The sequence below is a fragment of the Agrobacterium sp. CCNWLW155 genome, assembly GCF_036888815.1.
GTDB lineage: Bacteria > Pseudomonadota > Alphaproteobacteria > Rhizobiales > Rhizobiaceae > Agrobacterium > Agrobacterium radiobacter.
On the sequence record NZ_JBAKFW010000003.1, the window covers coordinates 169,774 to 186,463 of the forward strand.

The window sequence follows — 16,690 nt, forward strand, 5'->3', positions numbered from 1 at the left end:
ATGCGGCTTTATCGCTTTGTTTTGGAACTCAATGAGGACTTCTCATGCGGCTCAACGCTCTCAGGCATCTTGCGGTGCTGGCCTTCTCCCTTCTCGCCGTGACGGCTCATGCCGGGGAAATCACCGATGTCACCGGGCGCAAGGTTGAGCTGGACCTGCCAGCCAAGCGCGTTATCGTTGGTGAAGCCCGTCAGGTGCACGTCATCGCGGCGCTCAAGGGCGAGCAGACCTTTGATACCATCGTCGGCTGGCGTGACGACCTTCTCAAGAAGGATCCCGACAGTTATGCCGCCTATGTCGAGCGTTTTCCGCAGATCGAGAAACTGCCGCGTTTCGGTTATGTGCCGCAGGGCGATTTCAGCCTGGAAACCGCCATCACCCTTTCGCCGGATGTGATCACCCTCAATCTGGAAGCGGAGAAGTCCGCGAAGGAAAGTGGTTTCGAAGAAAAGGCCGCCGCCGCCGGTATCAAGATCATCTATCTCGATTTCCGCATCGATCCTGAAAAGAACAGCGAAGCCTCGGTCGAGATTCTCGGCAAGCTGTTTGGCGCCGAAGAGCGCGCGAGGGAATTCATTGCCTACCGCCGTGCTGAAATCGCCCGCGTGACCGATCGGCTAGCAAGCGTCAAGGACCTGAAGCGCCCGAACGTCTTCATCGAACGTGCGCCCGGCATTTCCGGCGAAAACAATTGCTGCCGCACTTTCGGGCCAGTCAATTTCGGTGCGATGGTCGATCTTGCCGGCGGCCACAATATTGCCGACGGCATCATCAAGACGACGTTCGGCGATCTCAATCCAGAGCAGCTCGTCGTTGCCGATCCGGACCATGTCATCGTCACAGGCTCCAACTGGGCGGCCGAATCCGACATCAACCAGTTCGTTCCTGTCGGCCGCGGCGCGGATATGACCCTTTCCCGCGATAGGCTCGCCAACCTGATGAAGCGCACGCCGTTTCCTGAACTGAAGGCCGTGAAGGAAGGCAATGTCCACGCCGTCTGGCATCAGTTCTATGGCGCGCCTTACGAGTTCTTCCCGATCCAGCAATTCGCCAAGTGGTTCCATCCCGATCTTTTCGCCGATCTCGATCCCGAAAAGAATTTTGAGGAGTTTCACCGCAAATTCCTTCCCGTCACCTACAAGCCGGGCTATTTCGCCTCGCTGGAAAAAGGTTTGAACCAATGAGTTCGCTGAATGAAAGCGCGGTTGGCATCAGTGGGCGCGATCAATATCGCGCCCTTGCCGCGCGCAGGATCATCATCCTCTTCGGGCTTTTTATCGCCCTGTGTTTCAGCATGGCCGCCGACATGGCGCTCGGCCCGGCGCGCTACACGCTCTCCGAGGTTCTGGCGACCATTGCCGATCCGGCTGCCGTCGGAAACCAGCTCAGGGTGGTGATCTGGGATATCCGCATGCCGATCGCGCTGATGGCAGTCACTGTCGGCGCGTCGCTTTCGGTTGCGGGCGCACAGATGCAGACCATCCTGTCTAACCCGCTTGCCAGCCCCTTCACGCTCGGCATTTCCGCCGCGGCAAGTTTTGGTGCGGCGCTGGCGCTGGTTGGCGGCGTGGCGATCTTTCCGGGCGCGGTGCATTACATGGTGCCGATCAATGCTTTCATCATGGCCATGGTCGCGGCCCTCTTCATCCATTTCGCCTCGACGCTTCGCGGAGTGACGGTTGAAACCATCGTGCTGCTCGGCATCGCGCTGGTGTTCACTTTCAATGCGGCGCTGTCGCTGCTTGAATATCTGGCGTCTGAACAGGCGCTTGCCGCCGTGGTTTTCTGGACCATGGGCAGCCTGACCAAGGCGACCTGGGACAAGGTCTATATCACGGCTGCCATCCTCCTCGTCACCGTGCCGATGTTCATGCGCAATGCCTGGGCGCTGACGGCGCTGAGGCTGGGTGACGACAAGGCGGCCAGCATGGGCATCAATGTCCGGCGACTGCGGTTGACGACCATGCTGACGGTCAGCCTTCTGGCGGCCATTCCGGTTTCTTTTGTCGGCACCATCGGTTTCGTCGGGCTGGTCGGTCCGCACATCGCCCGCATGGTTGTTGGCGAAGACCAGCGTTTCTTCCTGCCCGGTTCGGTGATCTGCGGCGCGCTGCTTCTGTCGGCAACCTCGGTCATCAGCAAGATCCTCATTCCCGGTGCGATCCTGCCGATCGGTGTCATCACCGCGCTTGTCGGCGTACCCTTCTTCTTCGCGCTTATTTTCGGCAACAGGAGACGCGCATGGTAGCGCTCGCACTGAGAGATGTCGGCGCCGCCTATGGGCGCATCACTGTACTCTCCAAGGTCGGCATCGATACGCTGGAAAGCGGTAGTGTTACGGCCGTAATCGGCCCGAATGCCGCCGGCAAGTCCACGCTTTTCAAACGCATCGCCAGCCTGATTTCTGGTCCCGGTCTGGTCGAGCTCTCGGACACGGCGCGTGGCAACCGCGCCATCTGCTATATGCCGCAGGATACCGGTGCCAACGCCGTGCTGACTGTCTATGAATCCGTGCTTCTTTCCGCCAAGCAGGGCGGCGGCTGGCGGGTTCACGATGACGAGCTGTTCGAGATCGACGCCATTCTCAAGGCGCTGAAAATCCACGATCTGGCTTTCCGCGGCCTCGGCGAGCTATCCGGCGGCCAGCGGCAGCTTGTTTCGCTGGCGCAGGCGCTGGCCCGCAAGCCGGAAGTGTTGTTGATGGACGAGCCGACCTCCGCGCTCGATCTCCACCGGCAGATTGAAGTTCTGGGCTTCGTTACCGATCTTGCGCAGAAGACCGGCATGATCGTGCTGATCGCCCTGCATGACCTCAACCATGCGCTTCGTTATTGCGAAAATACGATGGTGATCGCGCGCGGTGAAATGGTGGTGAGCGGCAGTACCGAAGCGGTGATAACCCCTGAAATGCTGCGCGATATCTATCGCATCGATGCCCGTATCGAGCCCTGCTCGCAGGGCAGACCCATGGTCATCGTCGACGGGGCCATCTGACCGGTCAAGACCCGGCCGCATCCGTTGCCGGGTCCGCTTGCCGACGGGGGCTTGGATTCGCAGCCTGCACAAATTCTTGATGATAAAAGTCATGAAATATCTGTTCGAGCCGCGGTTTGGATGCTAGAGCTTTGAACGGCAAAACTGCGCGGCCATTCGGGGGACGGCGGGTTTGGTCGATCCCTCAAATTTCTCTCGGTTGAGACATGGGCATACGGGAAGATGACAAGCGTTATAACGCTTACGTCGCGCATAGGGTCGACCTGATCAAATATGCCACCCTCATTCTGGGGTCGCGGGCGGATGCGGAGGACGTGGTTCAGGAAGCATTCCTGAAATTCGTTCCCGAGGCCTCCGGCAATCCTTCCAATCTCAAATCCTATCTCTTCCGCATCGTTCGCAATCTTGCACTCGACAATATCAGGCGCAGCCGCCAGGACCTGAGGGAACGGCCGGACGATACGCCGTTCTGGGGCATGCCGCAGGACAGTGGCACACCGGAGGAACATGCGCTTTTCTGCGACGAAGTCCGGCAGATGCGGACTATTTTGGCCGGCCTGCCGGTTCAGGCAAGGGTGGCATTGGAAATGCACAGATTCGGTGGTTACAATATGGAGGAGATTGCGCGTCACCTCGGCGTGTCCGTGGCCAGCGCACACCGTCTGATCAAGGGCAGCATTGCCGCGATTACCAAAGAAATGAAGTAAATTGTCCTGATTGTCCCGCCCTGTGAAAAAAAACTCTTCGTCAAACGTCTTTATAGCAATGCAGAAGACGACGCTTCTCCTCCGCCCCCCAAAGGAACTGGCCCGGTTCAATGACCATTGATCCAGAGAAAAAAATTGAACTGCCGGCCGGGAAGGCGGAAGAGGCGGCCGACTGGCTGCTGCGTTTGCAGTCGGGCTCAGCCGAACCGCGGCTGAAGGCGGAATTTGAAAAATGGCTGGCGGCTGCGCCCGCAAACCGTCTCGCCTGGGAACGAACATGCAAGACGTGGCGGAATCTCGGTCTGGTAGAGCCGGAATTCAAGAGCCTCTGGGAAGACGCGCCACATCTGCCGGGTGAGGCCGCGACAAAGCCGCAGCGGCGGCGCTGGTCCGTGCGGCATTATGCCGGCGCGGCCGCAGCGGCGGCATCGCTCTGTCTTGCGATGCTGTTCGTTCCAGCATTTTTCGTTCGCCTGGAGGCTGATTATCAGACCACCACCGCTGAAAACCGCACGATAACGCTGGAAGACGGCAGCAAGGTGCAGCTTGCGGCGGCGAGCGCGCTTTCAACGGATTTCATGGATGGCCGTCGCAATGTGACGGTGCTGAAGGGTGAAGCTTTTTTCGATGTCGTGCCGGACAAAACCCGTCCCTTTGTCGTGAAGGCAAAAAACCTGACCGTTCAGGTGCTGGGCACGGCTTTTGACGTCGACCTGACGGATGGAGTGACGCAAGTGGCGCTGGCGCATGGTTCCGTGGAAGCGTCCTTCCGCAATGCGCCGTCAACGCGGCTCGTGCCGGGCGAGATGCTGATCATCGATGCTTCCGGCGCGATCCGCAAAGAGACTGTTTCCGTCGAGGATATTGGCGGCTGGCGCAACGGTGAACTCTACGTGGTCGATGCGACGATAGGCTCGGTCGTGGAGCAGATCCAGCGCTACCATCCGGCATGGCTGACGATGGCCGACAAGCGGCTTGCCGAACAGAGGGTGACGGGTTTTTACGATCTGCGCGACCCGGATCGCGCGCTGGAGGCGCTCGTGGAACCCTACAAGGGCAAGGTGCATGCGATCGGCGGCAGCGCCCGCATCATCACCCGTTTCTGAAACACTTCGAAACAAAAAATCATATTTATTTTCAGTAATTTATAAAATTTCTCCCGAAAGTCTGAAAAAAATCGACGAGGCAATCGTCTTTTTGTTGAGTAATCCGGTCAAGATATATCCGGAGCGAAAGACAGGAAGACGAAAGCAATATGCGCCTCCAGACATGCAAGACCGGTTCAGAGGAAAAAGCGGCAAAGCAGGCGCGCAGGGGCGTGCTGCTGGCGACAACGGCGATCGCCGTTTCATTCGCCGCGCCTATTTTTGCTCAGACCGGGACTGACACCGCAAATTCTCAGCGCCCCGGTGGTGAGCAGGGGGCAACGCGGCCATTCAATATTCCCGCCCAGTCACTATCCTCCGTCGTGGGCGCTTTCGGGCGTCAATCCGGCCTTCAGGTCACGCTTGCCACCCCGTCTGCCGGCAATGTGCGCACCAATGCCGTCACTGGCAGTTTCACGGTACGGGATGCGCTGTCGCGGTTGCTGGCGGGAACGGGGGTCAATTTCCGCATCACCGGAAACGGCAGAACCGTCATCATCGGCACGGGGCAATCGACCGTCGATCTCTCGGGGACGGAGGGGACGACGGTTCTCGAAACCATTACCGTGACCGGCAAAACCGGGCGTAATTCCATTGCCGGCTCCGGTTATCAGGGCACGCCCGACTGGGTTTATGAAACGCCTGCCAGCGTCAGCGTGGTTGGCCGTGAGGCGATCCAGTCGGCCGGCGTGCGCAACACGCGCGATGTTTTCAACCGGGTTTCGGGCGTTTATGCCGGCGAAGGCAATGGTAGTTTCCCAACCGTTTCGCCCAATGTGCGCGGTTTGCAGGAAAGCGGCCGCGTGGTCGTCTCCATTGATGGTGCGCGGCAGAATGCGCAGCGTGGTGCGGCTTTCGGCGGCGCGACGAGCTACACCGCAAGCGCCGGGCAGGGTTATGTCGATGTTGCTTTCATCCGTGCCGTCGAAATCGAGAAAATAACCAATGCGCGCTCAGGCAATGCCGGCTCTCTGGGTGGCAAGGTCGAGTTCCGCACCGTCAGCGCCGATGATCTGATTGCCGCAGGTGAGAACAAGGGTGGGGAAGTGAATGTTTCCCGCGGCACCAATGGCTATGATTTTCAGGGCTCGGTTCTCGGCGCCGTCCGCTCGCCGGATGGTCCTCTTTCCTTCGTCGCCGGCTACAGCCGCACGATCATGGATGAATACAAGATCGGAACAAAGGGCGAGGCCCGAAGCACCGCGCTGACGATGAAAGACCTGCTCGGCCGCGATGGCTGGTCCACCTTTTTCAAGGGTGAAGGCGACTTCGGCGACGTGAAGGCCTCGCTTTCCTGGATGCATCAGGAGAATGATTTCGTTCAGGGCGCGTCCACGGTGATTGACCGGGAAAGCGTGCGAAACGACAGCGTTGTTGCGAAGCTGGACTGGGACCCGGAGAGCGAGCTCATCGACTTCAAATCGTCGCTGTGGCTGAACGATAATATGACGCATGAATTGCGGGCGGCGCGTACTTATGCGGTAGAGACGAATCTCGACATGGGCCTGCGCAGCTTCGGCGGCAGTCTGGAAAATACCAGTCGCTTTGACACGGTGGCGGGCGCGCTCAGCCTGAATTATGGAGCGGAAGCCTTCCGCGATATTGCCACATCCGTTGCGACAAGCGCCAAAATCGCGAAAAATCCCTCTTTCGCCAGCAGCTACACGTCATTCAGCCCGGCCGGGCGGCGCGATGTCGCCAGCCTGTTTTTGAACGGTGAACTGGAGCCGGCCGATTGGATCACCTTGAGCGGCGGCGTACGTTACGACTGGTCGCGTCTTAAGGGATCGGCGACCTACTATAGCGTTAAGGACACAACGGTCACGACGAGTGTGCCCTGCGATCTGGTGAAAAATCATTATACGCCTCTGGACTATTTCAATCAGGTCTTTCGTCCCGCCAATCCTCCGTCGTGGGCCTCGCGATATAACGTTTTTCTCGCTAGCGTCTGGCCGCGCACGTCAGCCAACTGCATGCCCGGAACAGGTATAACCACCAATACACCCGTCACAGAATATCCCGCGCACAATGTCGATATCGATCGCACCTACAGCGCCTGGCTGCCATCCGCCACAATTGAACTGAAACCTGTCGACTGGTTCCGCCCCTATGTGAGCTATTCCCAAAGCCTGCGTCCGCCGACAATTCTCGAGGCTTTTTTCGCCGGTGCGCGTCCGGGCGATAGCGCCGGATACGAATATGCGCCGAACCAGGCCCTGCGCGCCGAAAAAGCGACGACCTATGAAATCGGTGCGAATATGAGTTTCGACGGCGTGTTGCTGGACGACGATTCCATCCGCATCAAAATGGCCGCCTTTCGCCGGGAGGTGAAGGACTACATCGCTCTCGGTTATCTCGTCACGGATCAGGTCCTCGACCGCACTTATACCAGCTTCGTCAATCTTGATGGCACGACCTATATGCGCGGGCTTGAATTTGAGGGCAATTACGATGCCCGCAGTTTCTGGATCGGCGGCTCGGCGACGTTTCTGAAGACGGAATGGCCTGAAAAGACACAGGTTTTCTCCAACAGCACGACCACGACAACGGGTGAGATCGTCGCCTGGCCCGGCGATGTCGCGCCCAAGGTGAAGCTGACGCTCGATGGCGGCATGCGTTTCTTCGATGAGAAATTCTCGCTGGGCGCAAGGCTCAACCACGTCACGCCGACGCAGTCGCGCACGCTCGATACGGAGGGCAATCTGCGTGAGGTGACCGATCCCTACACGACGGTGGATCTCTACGGTTCCTATGCCTTCAACGACAAAGCCACGCTTCGCTTCGCCGTCAACAACCTGACGGACCGCAAATATATCCCGGCAGCCAGCGCCTACACGGCGCCGGGCCGCACCTTTATCGCGACGATGAACGTGAAGTTCTGAAATGCGAAAGAATTCTCCGGGCTGGGTTGCAGCCCGTCCCGGAGATGAAACGCCTTCGCTACAGGACGAAGGTACCTCTATTGGCCAGCAAAGGAGTACACCTATGGCTACCACAATTCAACTGACGCAGTCTTCCTCCGACCTGATCGGTTACCTCAACGGTTGGACGAGCGGTTTCGGTTCGACCTATGGTGCGTTCTACGACGCTCAGACCAGCTCTCTCGCCACCACCACCATCGATCCGAACACGACCTATGAGGCGTGGGGCGATGGCAGCTCCGGCGGCAAGGGCATCGTCATGAGCGGCGCTCTGCAGTACTCCCAGGGCAACCTGACAGGTTCGGTCGACAGCATCGTTCTCGGCACCGGCTACAGCCAGTCCACCAGCGGCATCGCCGTCAGCCAGCAGGAACTGCTGATCGATCCCGACAGCGCCTACTCGCTCGCCGGCGCGCGCGATCTTCTCGATCTCGCGGTTTACCAGCTTGCCCGCTTCGGTTCGCTGGCTGGATTCTATGATTATTTTGCCGCCACCGGCACGGTGATCGAGGACACGGCTGCCTCCAACACCCTGACCGGCTTTGCCGGCGCGGATACCTTCGTATTCTCCGGCGGTAATGATGTCGTGCAGGCCGGCCCAACCGGAACCTACGGCTATCAGGATGGCACGGATACGCTCGATGTTTCCGCCTGGGGCGCAACTTCGGTGGACGATTTGTTGTGGTATAATGATAACGGAAATGCCGTTATCCTTTCTGCAGCAGACACTTCCGTCTCCATCACGCTGAATGGCGTTGATGCAAATGTGCTCGATGCATCGGACTTCATTTTTGCCAACGCATCGGCGCTTGCCGCGTAAAGGAAAAACAGGCTGTGGGCTTTCAAAACCACCAGCAGACGCCGCCGCAGTCCCTCACTGCGGCGGTTGTTTCGCCCCTTAAAAGCACGTTTCTCGGCGTCGCGCTCGTCAGTGGCGTGGTCAACATACTCGCGCTGACGTCGCCGCTCTTCATGCTGCAGGTCTATGACAGGGTGCTGGCAAGCGGTAGCCTGCCGACACTGGTCGGGCTCGCTCTTCTCGCACTTGGCCTTTATGGCTTTCAATGCCTGCTTGATATCATCCGCGCGCGTGTCCTGATCCGTATCGGCGAAGACTTCGATATGCGCCACTCCGGCAGGGTGCATGATGCGGTGGTGCGCCTGCCGCTCGTCAATCGCATGCCGGGCGATGGTCTGCAGCCGTTGCGCGATCTCGACAATGTGCGTGGTTTTCTATCCGGCACGGGGCCGACGGCGTTTTTTGATCTGCCGTGGATGCCGCTTTATCTCGGCATATGTTTTCTGTTTCATTTCTGGATCGGCGTTACGGCCCTTGCCGGCGCGATACTGCTCGTCTCCCTTACGATCCTTACCAATATTTTCTCGCAGAAGCCGATCCGCGACACCATGGTGGAAAACATGGCCCGCAACCGGCAGCTGGAGGCCTCGCGTCGTAACGCCGAAGTCGTGCAGGCCATGGGGCTGGGTGGTCGGCTTGGCAAACGCTGGCAGAATTCCAACGAGGCCTATCTCGCCGCCAACCGCAAGGCGGGTGATGTGGCCGGCGGTCTCGGTAATATTGCAAAATCCCTGCGTGTGGTGCTGCAATCGGGCATTCTTGCGGTTGGGGCATGGCTTGTCATCAACCAGGAAGCGTCCGGCGGCGTGATGATCGCCAGTTCGATCATGATGGGTCGGGCCTTGGCGCCGGTTGATCTTGCCATCTCCAACTGGAAGTCCTTCGTGGCCGCCCGCCAGAGCTGGGCGCGGCTGAGGGAGCTTTTCGCGCAGATGCCAGCCAATGCCGTCGCCATGGCGCTGCCGAAGCCTGAAAAGGAATTGCGGGTCGAAAACGTCACCATCGTTCCGCCAGGAGAGAGAAAGCCGACGGTCACCGGTCTCGGTTTTGTCGTGAGCGCTGGAAACGCGCTCGGCGTTATCGGCCCCTCCGGCTCGGGTAAATCCACGCTTTCGCGCATTCTCGCCGGCGCGTGGATGCCGGCTGCCGGCAAGGTACGACTGGACGGCGCAAGTTTCGATCAGTGGGACCGGGAGGCGCTCGGCCGCCATATCGGTTATCTGCCGCAGGGCGTTGAACTGTTCGACGGCACGATCGGTGAAAATATCTCCCGTTTCGAGGATAATCCCGATCCCGAGGCCATCATCGCGGCGGCCAGGGCTGCCGGCGCGCATGAGCTGATCCTGCGTTTCGAAAAGGGTTATGACAGCGATATCGGCGAGGCGGGTTCGGCGCTTTCCGCCGGGCAGCGCCAGCGCATCGGTCTTGCCCGGGCTCTTTATGGTGATCCCTTCATCGTCGTGCTGGACGAGCCGAACGCCAATCTCGACGCGGAAGGCGAAGCCGCCGTGGTGAAGTCGATTTCTTCGGTCAAGGCGCGGGGCGGTATTACCGTCGTCGTCGCCCACCGGCCGAGCGCCATCGGTGCCGTCGATTTCATTCTGATGATGGAAGAGGGACGGATGAAGGCCTTCGGCCCGCGCGACGAGGTGTTGTCGAAGGTGCTGCGCGCTCCGCAGGCGCAGACAGCCAAGGGATTTACCGCATCCGCCCAGACGGTCTCGCCGCTGCGCGTCGTCGCCAATACCCAGCCTCAGGTTGCTGTGTTGGAAGAGGTCCGTGAAGAAAGCAGCCAGGAAGGAGATGCGGATGTCAAACATTGATCAGCGCAGCCATGTGTCCCACTCCATCCGCAAACATCTTCTTGCCGGTCTTGCCACTGGCGTTGTGCTGCTGGGTGGTGTCGGCGGGTGGGCCGCGACGACCAATCTTGCCGGCGCGGTGGTTGCCTCCGGCCATCTGGTGGTGGATTCCTACAGCAAGAAGGTGCAGCACCCGAGCGGCGGTGTCGTCGGTGAAATTCTGGTGAACGAGGGCGACAGGGTGAAGGCCGGCGATGTGGTCATGCGCCTCGACGCGACCCAGACCCGCGCCAATCTCGCCATCGTCACCAAACGTCTGGATGAGTTGAATGCGAGGATGGCAAGGCTGGAGGCCGAGCGTGACGATCTGCCGGAACTCGTCTTTCCGCAGACTCTCATCGTGCGAAAGGACGATCCCGATGTCGCCTCCGCCATGCGCAGTGAAACCAAGTTGTTCGAATTCCGCAAATCTTACCGCGAAGGGCGGAAAGCGCAGCTTTCGGAACGCATCACCCAGTTCGAACATGAGATCGAAGGGCTGAAGGCGCAGGAAGTCGCCTATGATAACGGCCTCGCCGTGCTGGAGGCGGAAATTACCTCGCAGAAATCCCTGCGCGAACAGGGTGTCGTGTCCGTGCAGCGGCTGAACAGCCTGCAGACACAGGCCGCGACATTCGGCGGTGAGCGCGGCGAAAAAATCGCCTATCAGGCGCAGACGGCGGGGCGCATCACCGAAACCAGGCTGCAAATCCTGCAGATCGATCAGGAATTACGAACCGAGGTCGGTCGGGAACTGCGCGAGATACAGGCCCAGATGGGGGAATTCGTCGAGCGCAAGGTCGCCGCCGAAGATCAGCTGAAGCGCATCGATATCGTCGCGCCGCAATCCGGCATGGTGCATGAAATGGCCGTGCATACCGTGGGCGGCGTGGTGACCCCGGCCGATCCGATCATGCTCATCGTCCCTGATGGCGATGAGCTGGCGCTGGAGGTGCAGATCGTTCCGAAGGATATTGATCAGCTGCAGGTGGGGCAAAAGGCGATGTTGCGCATGACTGCCTTCAACCAGCGGGTCACGCCGGAACTGGAAGGCCATGTCAGCCGCATTGCGGCTGACATCACCACCGATCAGCGTAGCGGCCTCTCCTATTATCTGGCACGAATTTCCGTGCCGGTCTCCGAGCGGCAGAAGCTGAACAATGCGCCGCTGGTGCCGGGCATGCCGGCCGAGGCCTTCATTCAGACCAGCGAAAGGACGGCGCTGTCCTATATCGCCAAGCCGCTGACGGACCAGATCAGCCGCGCCTTCCGGGAGGAATAGGAGGCCGAACCCGGCTTCCGGGCTTTATCCATCGTCGCCAAAACGGAAGCCGGCGAACCCTTTTGTCTGTGTCGGGATCGCCCAGACGCCGCCCGAAAATGGTGCTTTGTTCAGCCGGTCCTCGGACATGTTGTGGCGGTGTGATGTCAGGAACAGGATATTGAAATCGGGCCCTCCGAAGCAAGGCATGGTGGGGTGCGGGACAGGGGCCGCGATGACCTCCGCCTGCTTGCCGTCGGGCGTGAAAACGTTCAGCAGACCGGCGGAAACGCCTGCGCTGTAATAAGTGCCGTTGTTATCGAGACAGCCGCCATCGGGTCTTCCTGTCTCTTCCGTCATCTGGGCCACCAGCACGCCTTCATCGAACCTGCCGTTCCTGCTGTCGAATTTTCGCCGTCGTATCCATTTCTGGACGGAATCGCTCTGCCACATGATCGATCCGTCCTGGGAGAAGGCGAGCCCATTGGGGCATGTCAGCCCGGTCTGCATGCGCTCGGTGTTCTTTTCGGTGATCCGCCAAAGTTCGCCATATGGCTCCATGTCCGGGAGCGGCACATTGTGCATGGTTCCCACCCAGAAAGCGCCGTCAGGCCCGACCCGTCCGTCGTTCAGCCGGCAGGGGATGCCTTCCGGTGCCGGAACGGGGTGGAGGAGGCGCGTTTTGCCGCTATCCGGATCGAGGATGATAATATCCATGCCGTAGGCGACGATAAGATCGCCGTTCTGACAAAGCCCGAGGCTCGATACCGTGTGCGGGAACGACCATTCGCGATAGAAGCCCGGCTTAAGCGCTGCAGACCGCACCGTTCTGCCGAGGATGTCACACCAGAAAAGCACCTGTCGCCGCTCGTCCCAAACAGGGGATTCCGCAAGTGTGCTCATCGTGTCGCAAAGAAGTTTCGCCTGCGACATGGCAAGCGTTTTTCCGGGATTTGCCGTATTCATGATGCTCGAACCGTTGAGAAAGATGCCGCAGAATTATTCGAAATAGTCCTGATGGTTCTCGAAAACCTGCGAAAGAATGCCGAGGACACGTCTTAAGTGCTTGCGCAAATCGTCGGCCGCACGGGCTTCGTCCCCGGCCTTGATCGCGTCGTAAACCGCCTCGTGTTCGGAGAGCAGGCGTGCCATATGCGCTTCGTCGGTGATGGCGAGTGCACGCAGGCGATCCAGCCCCGCCTTTTCGCGGATCAACAGCGTTTCCAGTCTCTCGAGACCCGTTGCAGCGGCAAGCGCGCTGTGGAACTGGTCGTCATGTACGCGGAAAGCCTTTCTGTCTCCGCGGCGCATCGCTGCACGCTGGCCATTCAGGGCGTGTTCGATCTCCAGCTCGGCTTCCGCCGTCAGGCCGATCTGACACAGCCTGCTAACCGCTGCAACCTCCAAGGCCTCGCGGATGAATTGCGCGCTGCGAATGTTCTTTTCCGATAACCTCGAAACATAGGTCCCGCGGCTTGGCAGGGTGACGATCAGGCCGTCATCCCGCAGGCGGCTCAGCGCTTCGCGCACCGGCGTTCGGCTGGAACTGAAGGATTGCCCGATTTCGTTTTCCGAAACCGCCTGGCCGGGAAAAAGCTCCCGCGAAAGGATAGCCGATTTCAGCGCGGAATAGATCTGGTCAACGACCGGACGGTGAAGGTCCAGTCGTTCCATCGTCGGCACGGTGCCACCTGTTACGGGAATTTTCGGCATATACCCTCCAGCGTTTTCATAACCGGTATACCGGAACACAAGTGTGTTGACAACCGGCATACCGGTATGCAAATGATTGCGCATTGGGAAGGAGGCTCCCGAAATGCAAAATATCAAGACCTGCGTCATCGTCGGTGCCGGAATGGTAGCGAAGACGCATGTGCTTGCCTGTGCGGCAAGCCCAGAGAAAATTCGCCTGAAGGGAATCGTTGATGGTGGTTCCGGCCGCGCCAGGGCGCTGGCCACGGAAGCGTCGAAACACACCGGATACGATGTCGTCGTTTATTCCTCTGTCGAGGAAGCGGCGCGCGATGCGGATGTCGATTTCGCCATCATCGCGACGCCACCGAATGCCCGCATCGATATCGTCGGACAGCTCGCGAAAGCGGGCAAACACATCCTGATGGAAAAGCCCGTCGCCCGGAATACGCAGGAAGCCAATGGTCTTGTGGCTCTCTGTCGTGACGCTGGCGTCACACTCGGCATCATCTTCCAGCACCGCATGCGGGCTGCATCGCAGAAAGCCCGTGAGCTTGTCGATGGCGGCACGCTCGGAGCGCTGGGGCTCTGCGAAATTTCTGTGCCGTGGTGGCGTGCGCAATCCTATTATGATGAACCGGGCCGCGGCACCCTGGCGCGCGATGGCGGCGGCGTTCTGATCTCCCAGGCAATTCATACGATCGATCTGGCATTGAGCCTCACGGGGCCGGTCGCCCGTGTTCAGGCCATGGCGGCGACAACGCGTTTCCATCGCATGGAAACCGAAGATTACGTTTCTGCCGGTCTGCGCTTCAAGAACGGCGCTGTCGGTTCGCTCGTCGCAAGCACCGCAAGTTTCCCCGGTGCTGCGGAATCGATCCTCCTGCATTTCGACAATGCCAGTATGCGGCTCGCCTCCGGCCTGTTGCATGTCGACTGGCGTGATGGCCGGCACGAGACTTTCGGCGGCGCGGCCGCCGGCACGGGCGGCGGCGCCGATCCCATGGCTTTCACGCATGAATGGCATCAGGGCGTCTTCGAGGATTTCGCAGACGCCATCTCTTCAGGACGCCCGCCGGTCGTCACCGGTGACGCGGCTCTTTTGTCTCACAGATTGATCGACGCGATCATCAACTCGGCCGACACCGGCAAGGAAGTGGAACTGCAGGATGACTAAAGCAATCAAGTTCGTCGCTCTTGGCATAGAGCACCGGCATATTTTCGGCATGGCCCAGAATCTGCTGGACGCTGGCGCGGAATTTGCCGGCTGGTGGACCGAAGGCGAACCCGATGTCGTGGAAGGTTTCGTCAAACGCTTCCCGAATGTGCCGCGTGCGGCATCGAAGGAAGCCCTGCTTGCGGATGGCACCATCGACCTCGTGGTGATTGCCGATATCCCCTCCAAGCGTGCCGACCTCGCCATCGCCGCCATGGAAGCCGGCAAGGATGTCATGTCCGACAAGCCAGGCTGCACCACCTTCGAACAGCTCGATCGCCTTCGCCAGACCGTGGCCAAGACCAAACGCATCTGGACCGTCGATTTCTCCGAGCGTTTTGAAGTTCCGAGCGTGACCAAGGCGGCTGAACTCGTCGCGCAGGGCGCCATCGGCCGCGTCATTCAGACTGTCGGCCTCGGCCCGCATCGTCTGAACCGCCAGATCCGTCCGAAGTGGTTCTTCGAGCGTGAAGCTTACGGCGGCATCATCACCGATATCGCCAGCCATCAGATCGACCAGTTCATGTTCTTCACCGGCTCGACCGAAGTGGAGATCGTGGCTGCCACCGTTGCCAATTATGCCAACCCTGATGATCCGGGCCTGCAGGATTTCGGCGAAGTCGTGCTGCGCGGTGACAAGGGCCACGGTTATATCCGCGTCGACTGGTACACGCCCGATGCGCTGCCGACCTGGGGTGACGGCCGCCTGACGATCCTCGGCACCGAGGGTTACATCGAGCTGCGCAAATATGTCGATGTCGGCAATACGGAAGGCACCGACCGCCTCGTTCTCGTGAATGGCGACCGCTGCGAGTATATTGATGCTTCCGATGCTGGTTTGCCCTATTTCGCCCGTATCTGCGACGATATCCGCAACCGCACGGAAACGGCAATGACGCAGGAACACGTCTTCAAGGTCTGCGACCTCTCGCTTCAGGCACAGGCCAAGGCTGAGGGAGTCTCGAAATGATCGGTGTTGCCATCATTGGCGCCGGCATCGGCGCCCAGCATCTGAGCGGCTATCGCGCACTGCCCAAACGCTTTGTCGTCAAGGCGATCTGCGATCTCGATCTGGAGCGCGCCCGCTCTGTCGCCGGGGATGATACCTCCATTCGTCTGACCACCGATCTCGATGAGGTTCTGGCCGACGAGAGCATCCAGCTCATCGACGTCTGCCTGCCGCCGCACCTGCATTTCCCTGTCACGCTGAAGGCGCATGCTGCGGGCAAGGATGTGGTCTGCGAAAAGCCGCTGGTCCGCTCGCTGGAAGAGGCCAACGCGCTGATCGACTCCGTCAAGAAGACCGGTCGCGGTGTGTTTCCGGTCTTCCAGTACCGTTTCGGACACGCCATGCGGCAGCTGCGCGCGCTGATCGATGCCGGTCTTGCGGGCAAGGCCTTTGTCGCAAGCTCGGAAGTCCATTGGAACCGGGGCGCCAGCTATTACGACATTCCGTGGCGCGGTACGTGGAAGGGCGAGTGCGGCGGCGCGATCCTCGGCCACGCCATTCACGCCCATGATCTTCTCTGCCACGTTCTCGGCCCGGTCGACGAAGTTTTCGCCATGGCCGACACGCGCGTCAACAAGATCGAAACCGAAGATTGCGCGGCGCTCAGCTTCCGCATGAAAAGCGGTGCGCTGGCGACGAGCTCGGTCACGCTCGGTGCGGCCGAAGATACCTCGCGTCTGCGCTTCTGCTTTGAAGGGTTCACTGCCGAGAGCGGCACGCTGCCCTACCGCCCGGCTGAAGACACATGGCGTTTCATCGCCCGTGCACCGACGACGCAGGATCAGATCGACGCCGTTCTGGCAACGGTGGCCGATGGCGAAAACGGCTTTGCCGGTTTTGTCGAAGCCATTGCCGACGCGATGGAAGGACGCGGCGGCAAGGAAGTGACGGTTCATGACGGCTTGCAGTCCATCGAACTCGTCACCGCCATCTATCGCTCGGTCAGGGAAGGAAAGCCGGTTCGCCTGTCCGACGCCGCTGAAGGCGAGTGGATCAAGGGCTGGGCACCGCGCGCATCCGCCAACGCATAATCATCTAAAGGGAG

Annotated in this window: 14 protein-coding genes; 12 read left to right on the top strand and 2 right to left on the bottom strand. The window is 59.9% G+C overall.

The annotated features are described in order from the left end of the window. The first annotated feature begins 44 nt into the window (after nucleotides 1-44). The 9 genes from V6S97_RS13360 to V6S97_RS13400 all read left to right on the top strand — a co-directional run bounded on the left by V6S97_RS13360 (nucleotide 45) and on the right by V6S97_RS13400 (nucleotide 11,749). Nucleotides 45-1,184, top strand: a complete 1,140-nt coding sequence (locus V6S97_RS13360; protein WP_112592540.1) for an ABC transporter substrate-binding protein — start codon at nucleotides 45-47, stop codon at nucleotides 1,182-1,184. Then, on the top strand, nucleotides 1,181-2,248 hold the full coding sequence (locus V6S97_RS13365; RefSeq protein ID WP_003506805.1) for a FecCD family ABC transporter permease: 1,068 nt from the start codon (nucleotides 1,181-1,183) through the stop codon (nucleotides 2,246-2,248). Before V6S97_RS13360 ends, V6S97_RS13365 begins: the two co-directional genes overlap by 4 nt. Continuing rightward, on the top strand, nucleotides 2,242-2,994 hold the full coding sequence (locus tag V6S97_RS13370) for an ABC transporter ATP-binding protein (RefSeq protein WP_003506804.1): 753 nt from the start codon (nucleotides 2,242-2,244) through the stop codon (nucleotides 2,992-2,994). The genes V6S97_RS13365 and V6S97_RS13370 overlap by 7 nt, the downstream gene beginning before the upstream one ends. Before the next feature lie 206 nt (nucleotides 2,995-3,200). Next, a complete protein-coding gene (locus tag V6S97_RS13375) occupies nucleotides 3,201-3,701 on the top strand; it encodes an RNA polymerase sigma factor (protein ID WP_003506803.1) in 501 nt (166 codons plus the stop codon). 110 nt (nucleotides 3,702-3,811) lie between these two features. Further along, a complete protein-coding gene (locus tag V6S97_RS13380) occupies nucleotides 3,812-4,807 on the top strand; it encodes a FecR family protein (protein WP_112356247.1) in 996 nt (331 codons plus the stop codon). Nucleotides 4,808-4,956: 149 nt separating this feature from the next. Next, entirely contained in the window at nucleotides 4,957-7,728 is a 2,772-nt protein-coding gene (locus V6S97_RS13385; RefSeq protein ID WP_111817662.1) for a TonB-dependent receptor, read from the top strand. A 103-nt stretch (nucleotides 7,729-7,831) separates the two neighbouring features. After that, nucleotides 7,832-8,587 carry a hypothetical protein gene (locus V6S97_RS13390; RefSeq protein ID WP_003506796.1) on the top strand — a complete coding sequence of 252 codons (756 nt, stop codon included), beginning with the start codon at nucleotides 7,832-7,834 and terminating at the stop codon, nucleotides 8,585-8,587. Between the two features lie 14 nt (nucleotides 8,588-8,601). Then, nucleotides 8,602-10,449, top strand: a complete 1,848-nt coding sequence (locus V6S97_RS13395) for a type I secretion system permease/ATPase (RefSeq protein ID WP_112356249.1) — start codon at nucleotides 8,602-8,604, stop codon at nucleotides 10,447-10,449. Then, the gene (locus V6S97_RS13400) at nucleotides 10,436-11,749 is read left to right on the top strand and encodes an HlyD family type I secretion periplasmic adaptor subunit (RefSeq protein WP_003506792.1); all 1,314 of its coding nucleotides are present in this window, start codon (nucleotides 10,436-10,438) and stop codon (nucleotides 11,747-11,749) included. Before V6S97_RS13395 ends, V6S97_RS13400 begins: the two co-directional genes overlap by 14 nt. A gap of 24 nt (nucleotides 11,750-11,773) precedes the next feature. Here V6S97_RS13400 and V6S97_RS13405 read toward each other — a convergent pair whose 3' ends face one another. Both V6S97_RS13405 and V6S97_RS13410 read right to left on the bottom strand, forming a co-directional pair. Next, nucleotides 11,774-12,694, bottom strand: coding sequence for an SMP-30/gluconolactonase/LRE family protein (locus tag V6S97_RS13405; RefSeq protein ID WP_162691880.1), 921 nt, complete (start codon nucleotides 12,692-12,694; stop codon nucleotides 11,774-11,776). Between the two features lie 33 nt (nucleotides 12,695-12,727). Then, nucleotides 12,728-13,441, bottom strand: coding sequence for a GntR family transcriptional regulator (locus tag V6S97_RS13410; RefSeq protein ID WP_020808676.1), 714 nt, complete (start codon nucleotides 13,439-13,441; stop codon nucleotides 12,728-12,730). A 103-nt stretch (nucleotides 13,442-13,544) separates the two neighbouring features. Between V6S97_RS13410 and V6S97_RS13415 the strand changes: the two genes are divergently transcribed. The 3 genes from V6S97_RS13415 to V6S97_RS13425 are packed head-to-tail and all read left to right on the top strand — an operon-like array spanning nucleotide 13,545 to nucleotide 16,676. Further along, nucleotides 13,545-14,597 (top strand): Gfo/Idh/MocA family protein, encoded by a 1,053-nt coding sequence (locus V6S97_RS13415; protein WP_060724826.1) that lies wholly within the window; start codon nucleotides 13,545-13,547, stop codon nucleotides 14,595-14,597. Continuing rightward, nucleotides 14,590-15,606 (top strand): Gfo/Idh/MocA family protein, encoded by a 1,017-nt coding sequence (locus V6S97_RS13420; RefSeq protein ID WP_020808678.1) that lies wholly within the window; start codon nucleotides 14,590-14,592, stop codon nucleotides 15,604-15,606. The genes V6S97_RS13415 and V6S97_RS13420 overlap by 8 nt, the downstream gene beginning before the upstream one ends. After that, nucleotides 15,603-16,676, top strand: a complete 1,074-nt coding sequence (locus V6S97_RS13425; RefSeq protein WP_003506782.1) for a Gfo/Idh/MocA family protein — start codon at nucleotides 15,603-15,605, stop codon at nucleotides 16,674-16,676. Before V6S97_RS13420 ends, V6S97_RS13425 begins: the two co-directional genes overlap by 4 nt. Nucleotides 16,677-16,690: the final 14 nt, after the last annotated feature.

Coding starts and splice junctions, on each gene's coding strand:
- V6S97_RS13360 (WP_112592540.1), top strand. CDS start 45: ATGCGGCTCAACGCTCTCAGGCATCTTGCGGTGCTGGCCTTCTCCCTT.
- V6S97_RS13365 (WP_003506805.1), top strand. CDS start 1,181: ATGAGTTCGCTGAATGAAAGCGCGGTTGGCATCAGTGGGCGCGATCAA.
- V6S97_RS13370 (WP_003506804.1), top strand. CDS start 2,242: ATGGTAGCGCTCGCACTGAGAGATGTCGGCGCCGCCTATGGGCGCATC.
- V6S97_RS13375 (WP_003506803.1), top strand. CDS start 3,201: ATGGGCATACGGGAAGATGACAAGCGTTATAACGCTTACGTCGCGCAT.
- V6S97_RS13380 (WP_112356247.1), top strand. CDS start 3,812: ATGACCATTGATCCAGAGAAAAAAATTGAACTGCCGGCCGGGAAGGCG.
- V6S97_RS13385 (WP_111817662.1), top strand. CDS start 4,957: ATGCGCCTCCAGACATGCAAGACCGGTTCAGAGGAAAAAGCGGCAAAG.
- V6S97_RS13390 (WP_003506796.1), top strand. CDS start 7,832: ATGGCTACCACAATTCAACTGACGCAGTCTTCCTCCGACCTGATCGGT.
- V6S97_RS13400 (WP_003506792.1), top strand. CDS start 10,436: ATGTCAAACATTGATCAGCGCAGCCATGTGTCCCACTCCATCCGCAAA.
- V6S97_RS13405 (WP_162691880.1), bottom strand. CDS start 12,694: ATGAATACGGCAAATCCCGGAAAAACGCTTGCCATGTCGCAGGCGAAA.
- V6S97_RS13410 (WP_020808676.1), bottom strand. CDS start 13,441: ATGCCGAAAATTCCCGTAACAGGTGGCACCGTGCCGACGATGGAACGA.
- V6S97_RS13415 (WP_060724826.1), top strand. CDS start 13,545: ATGCAAAATATCAAGACCTGCGTCATCGTCGGTGCCGGAATGGTAGCG.
- V6S97_RS13420 (WP_020808678.1), top strand. CDS start 14,590: ATGACTAAAGCAATCAAGTTCGTCGCTCTTGGCATAGAGCACCGGCAT.
- V6S97_RS13425 (WP_003506782.1), top strand. CDS start 15,603: ATGATCGGTGTTGCCATCATTGGCGCCGGCATCGGCGCCCAGCATCTG.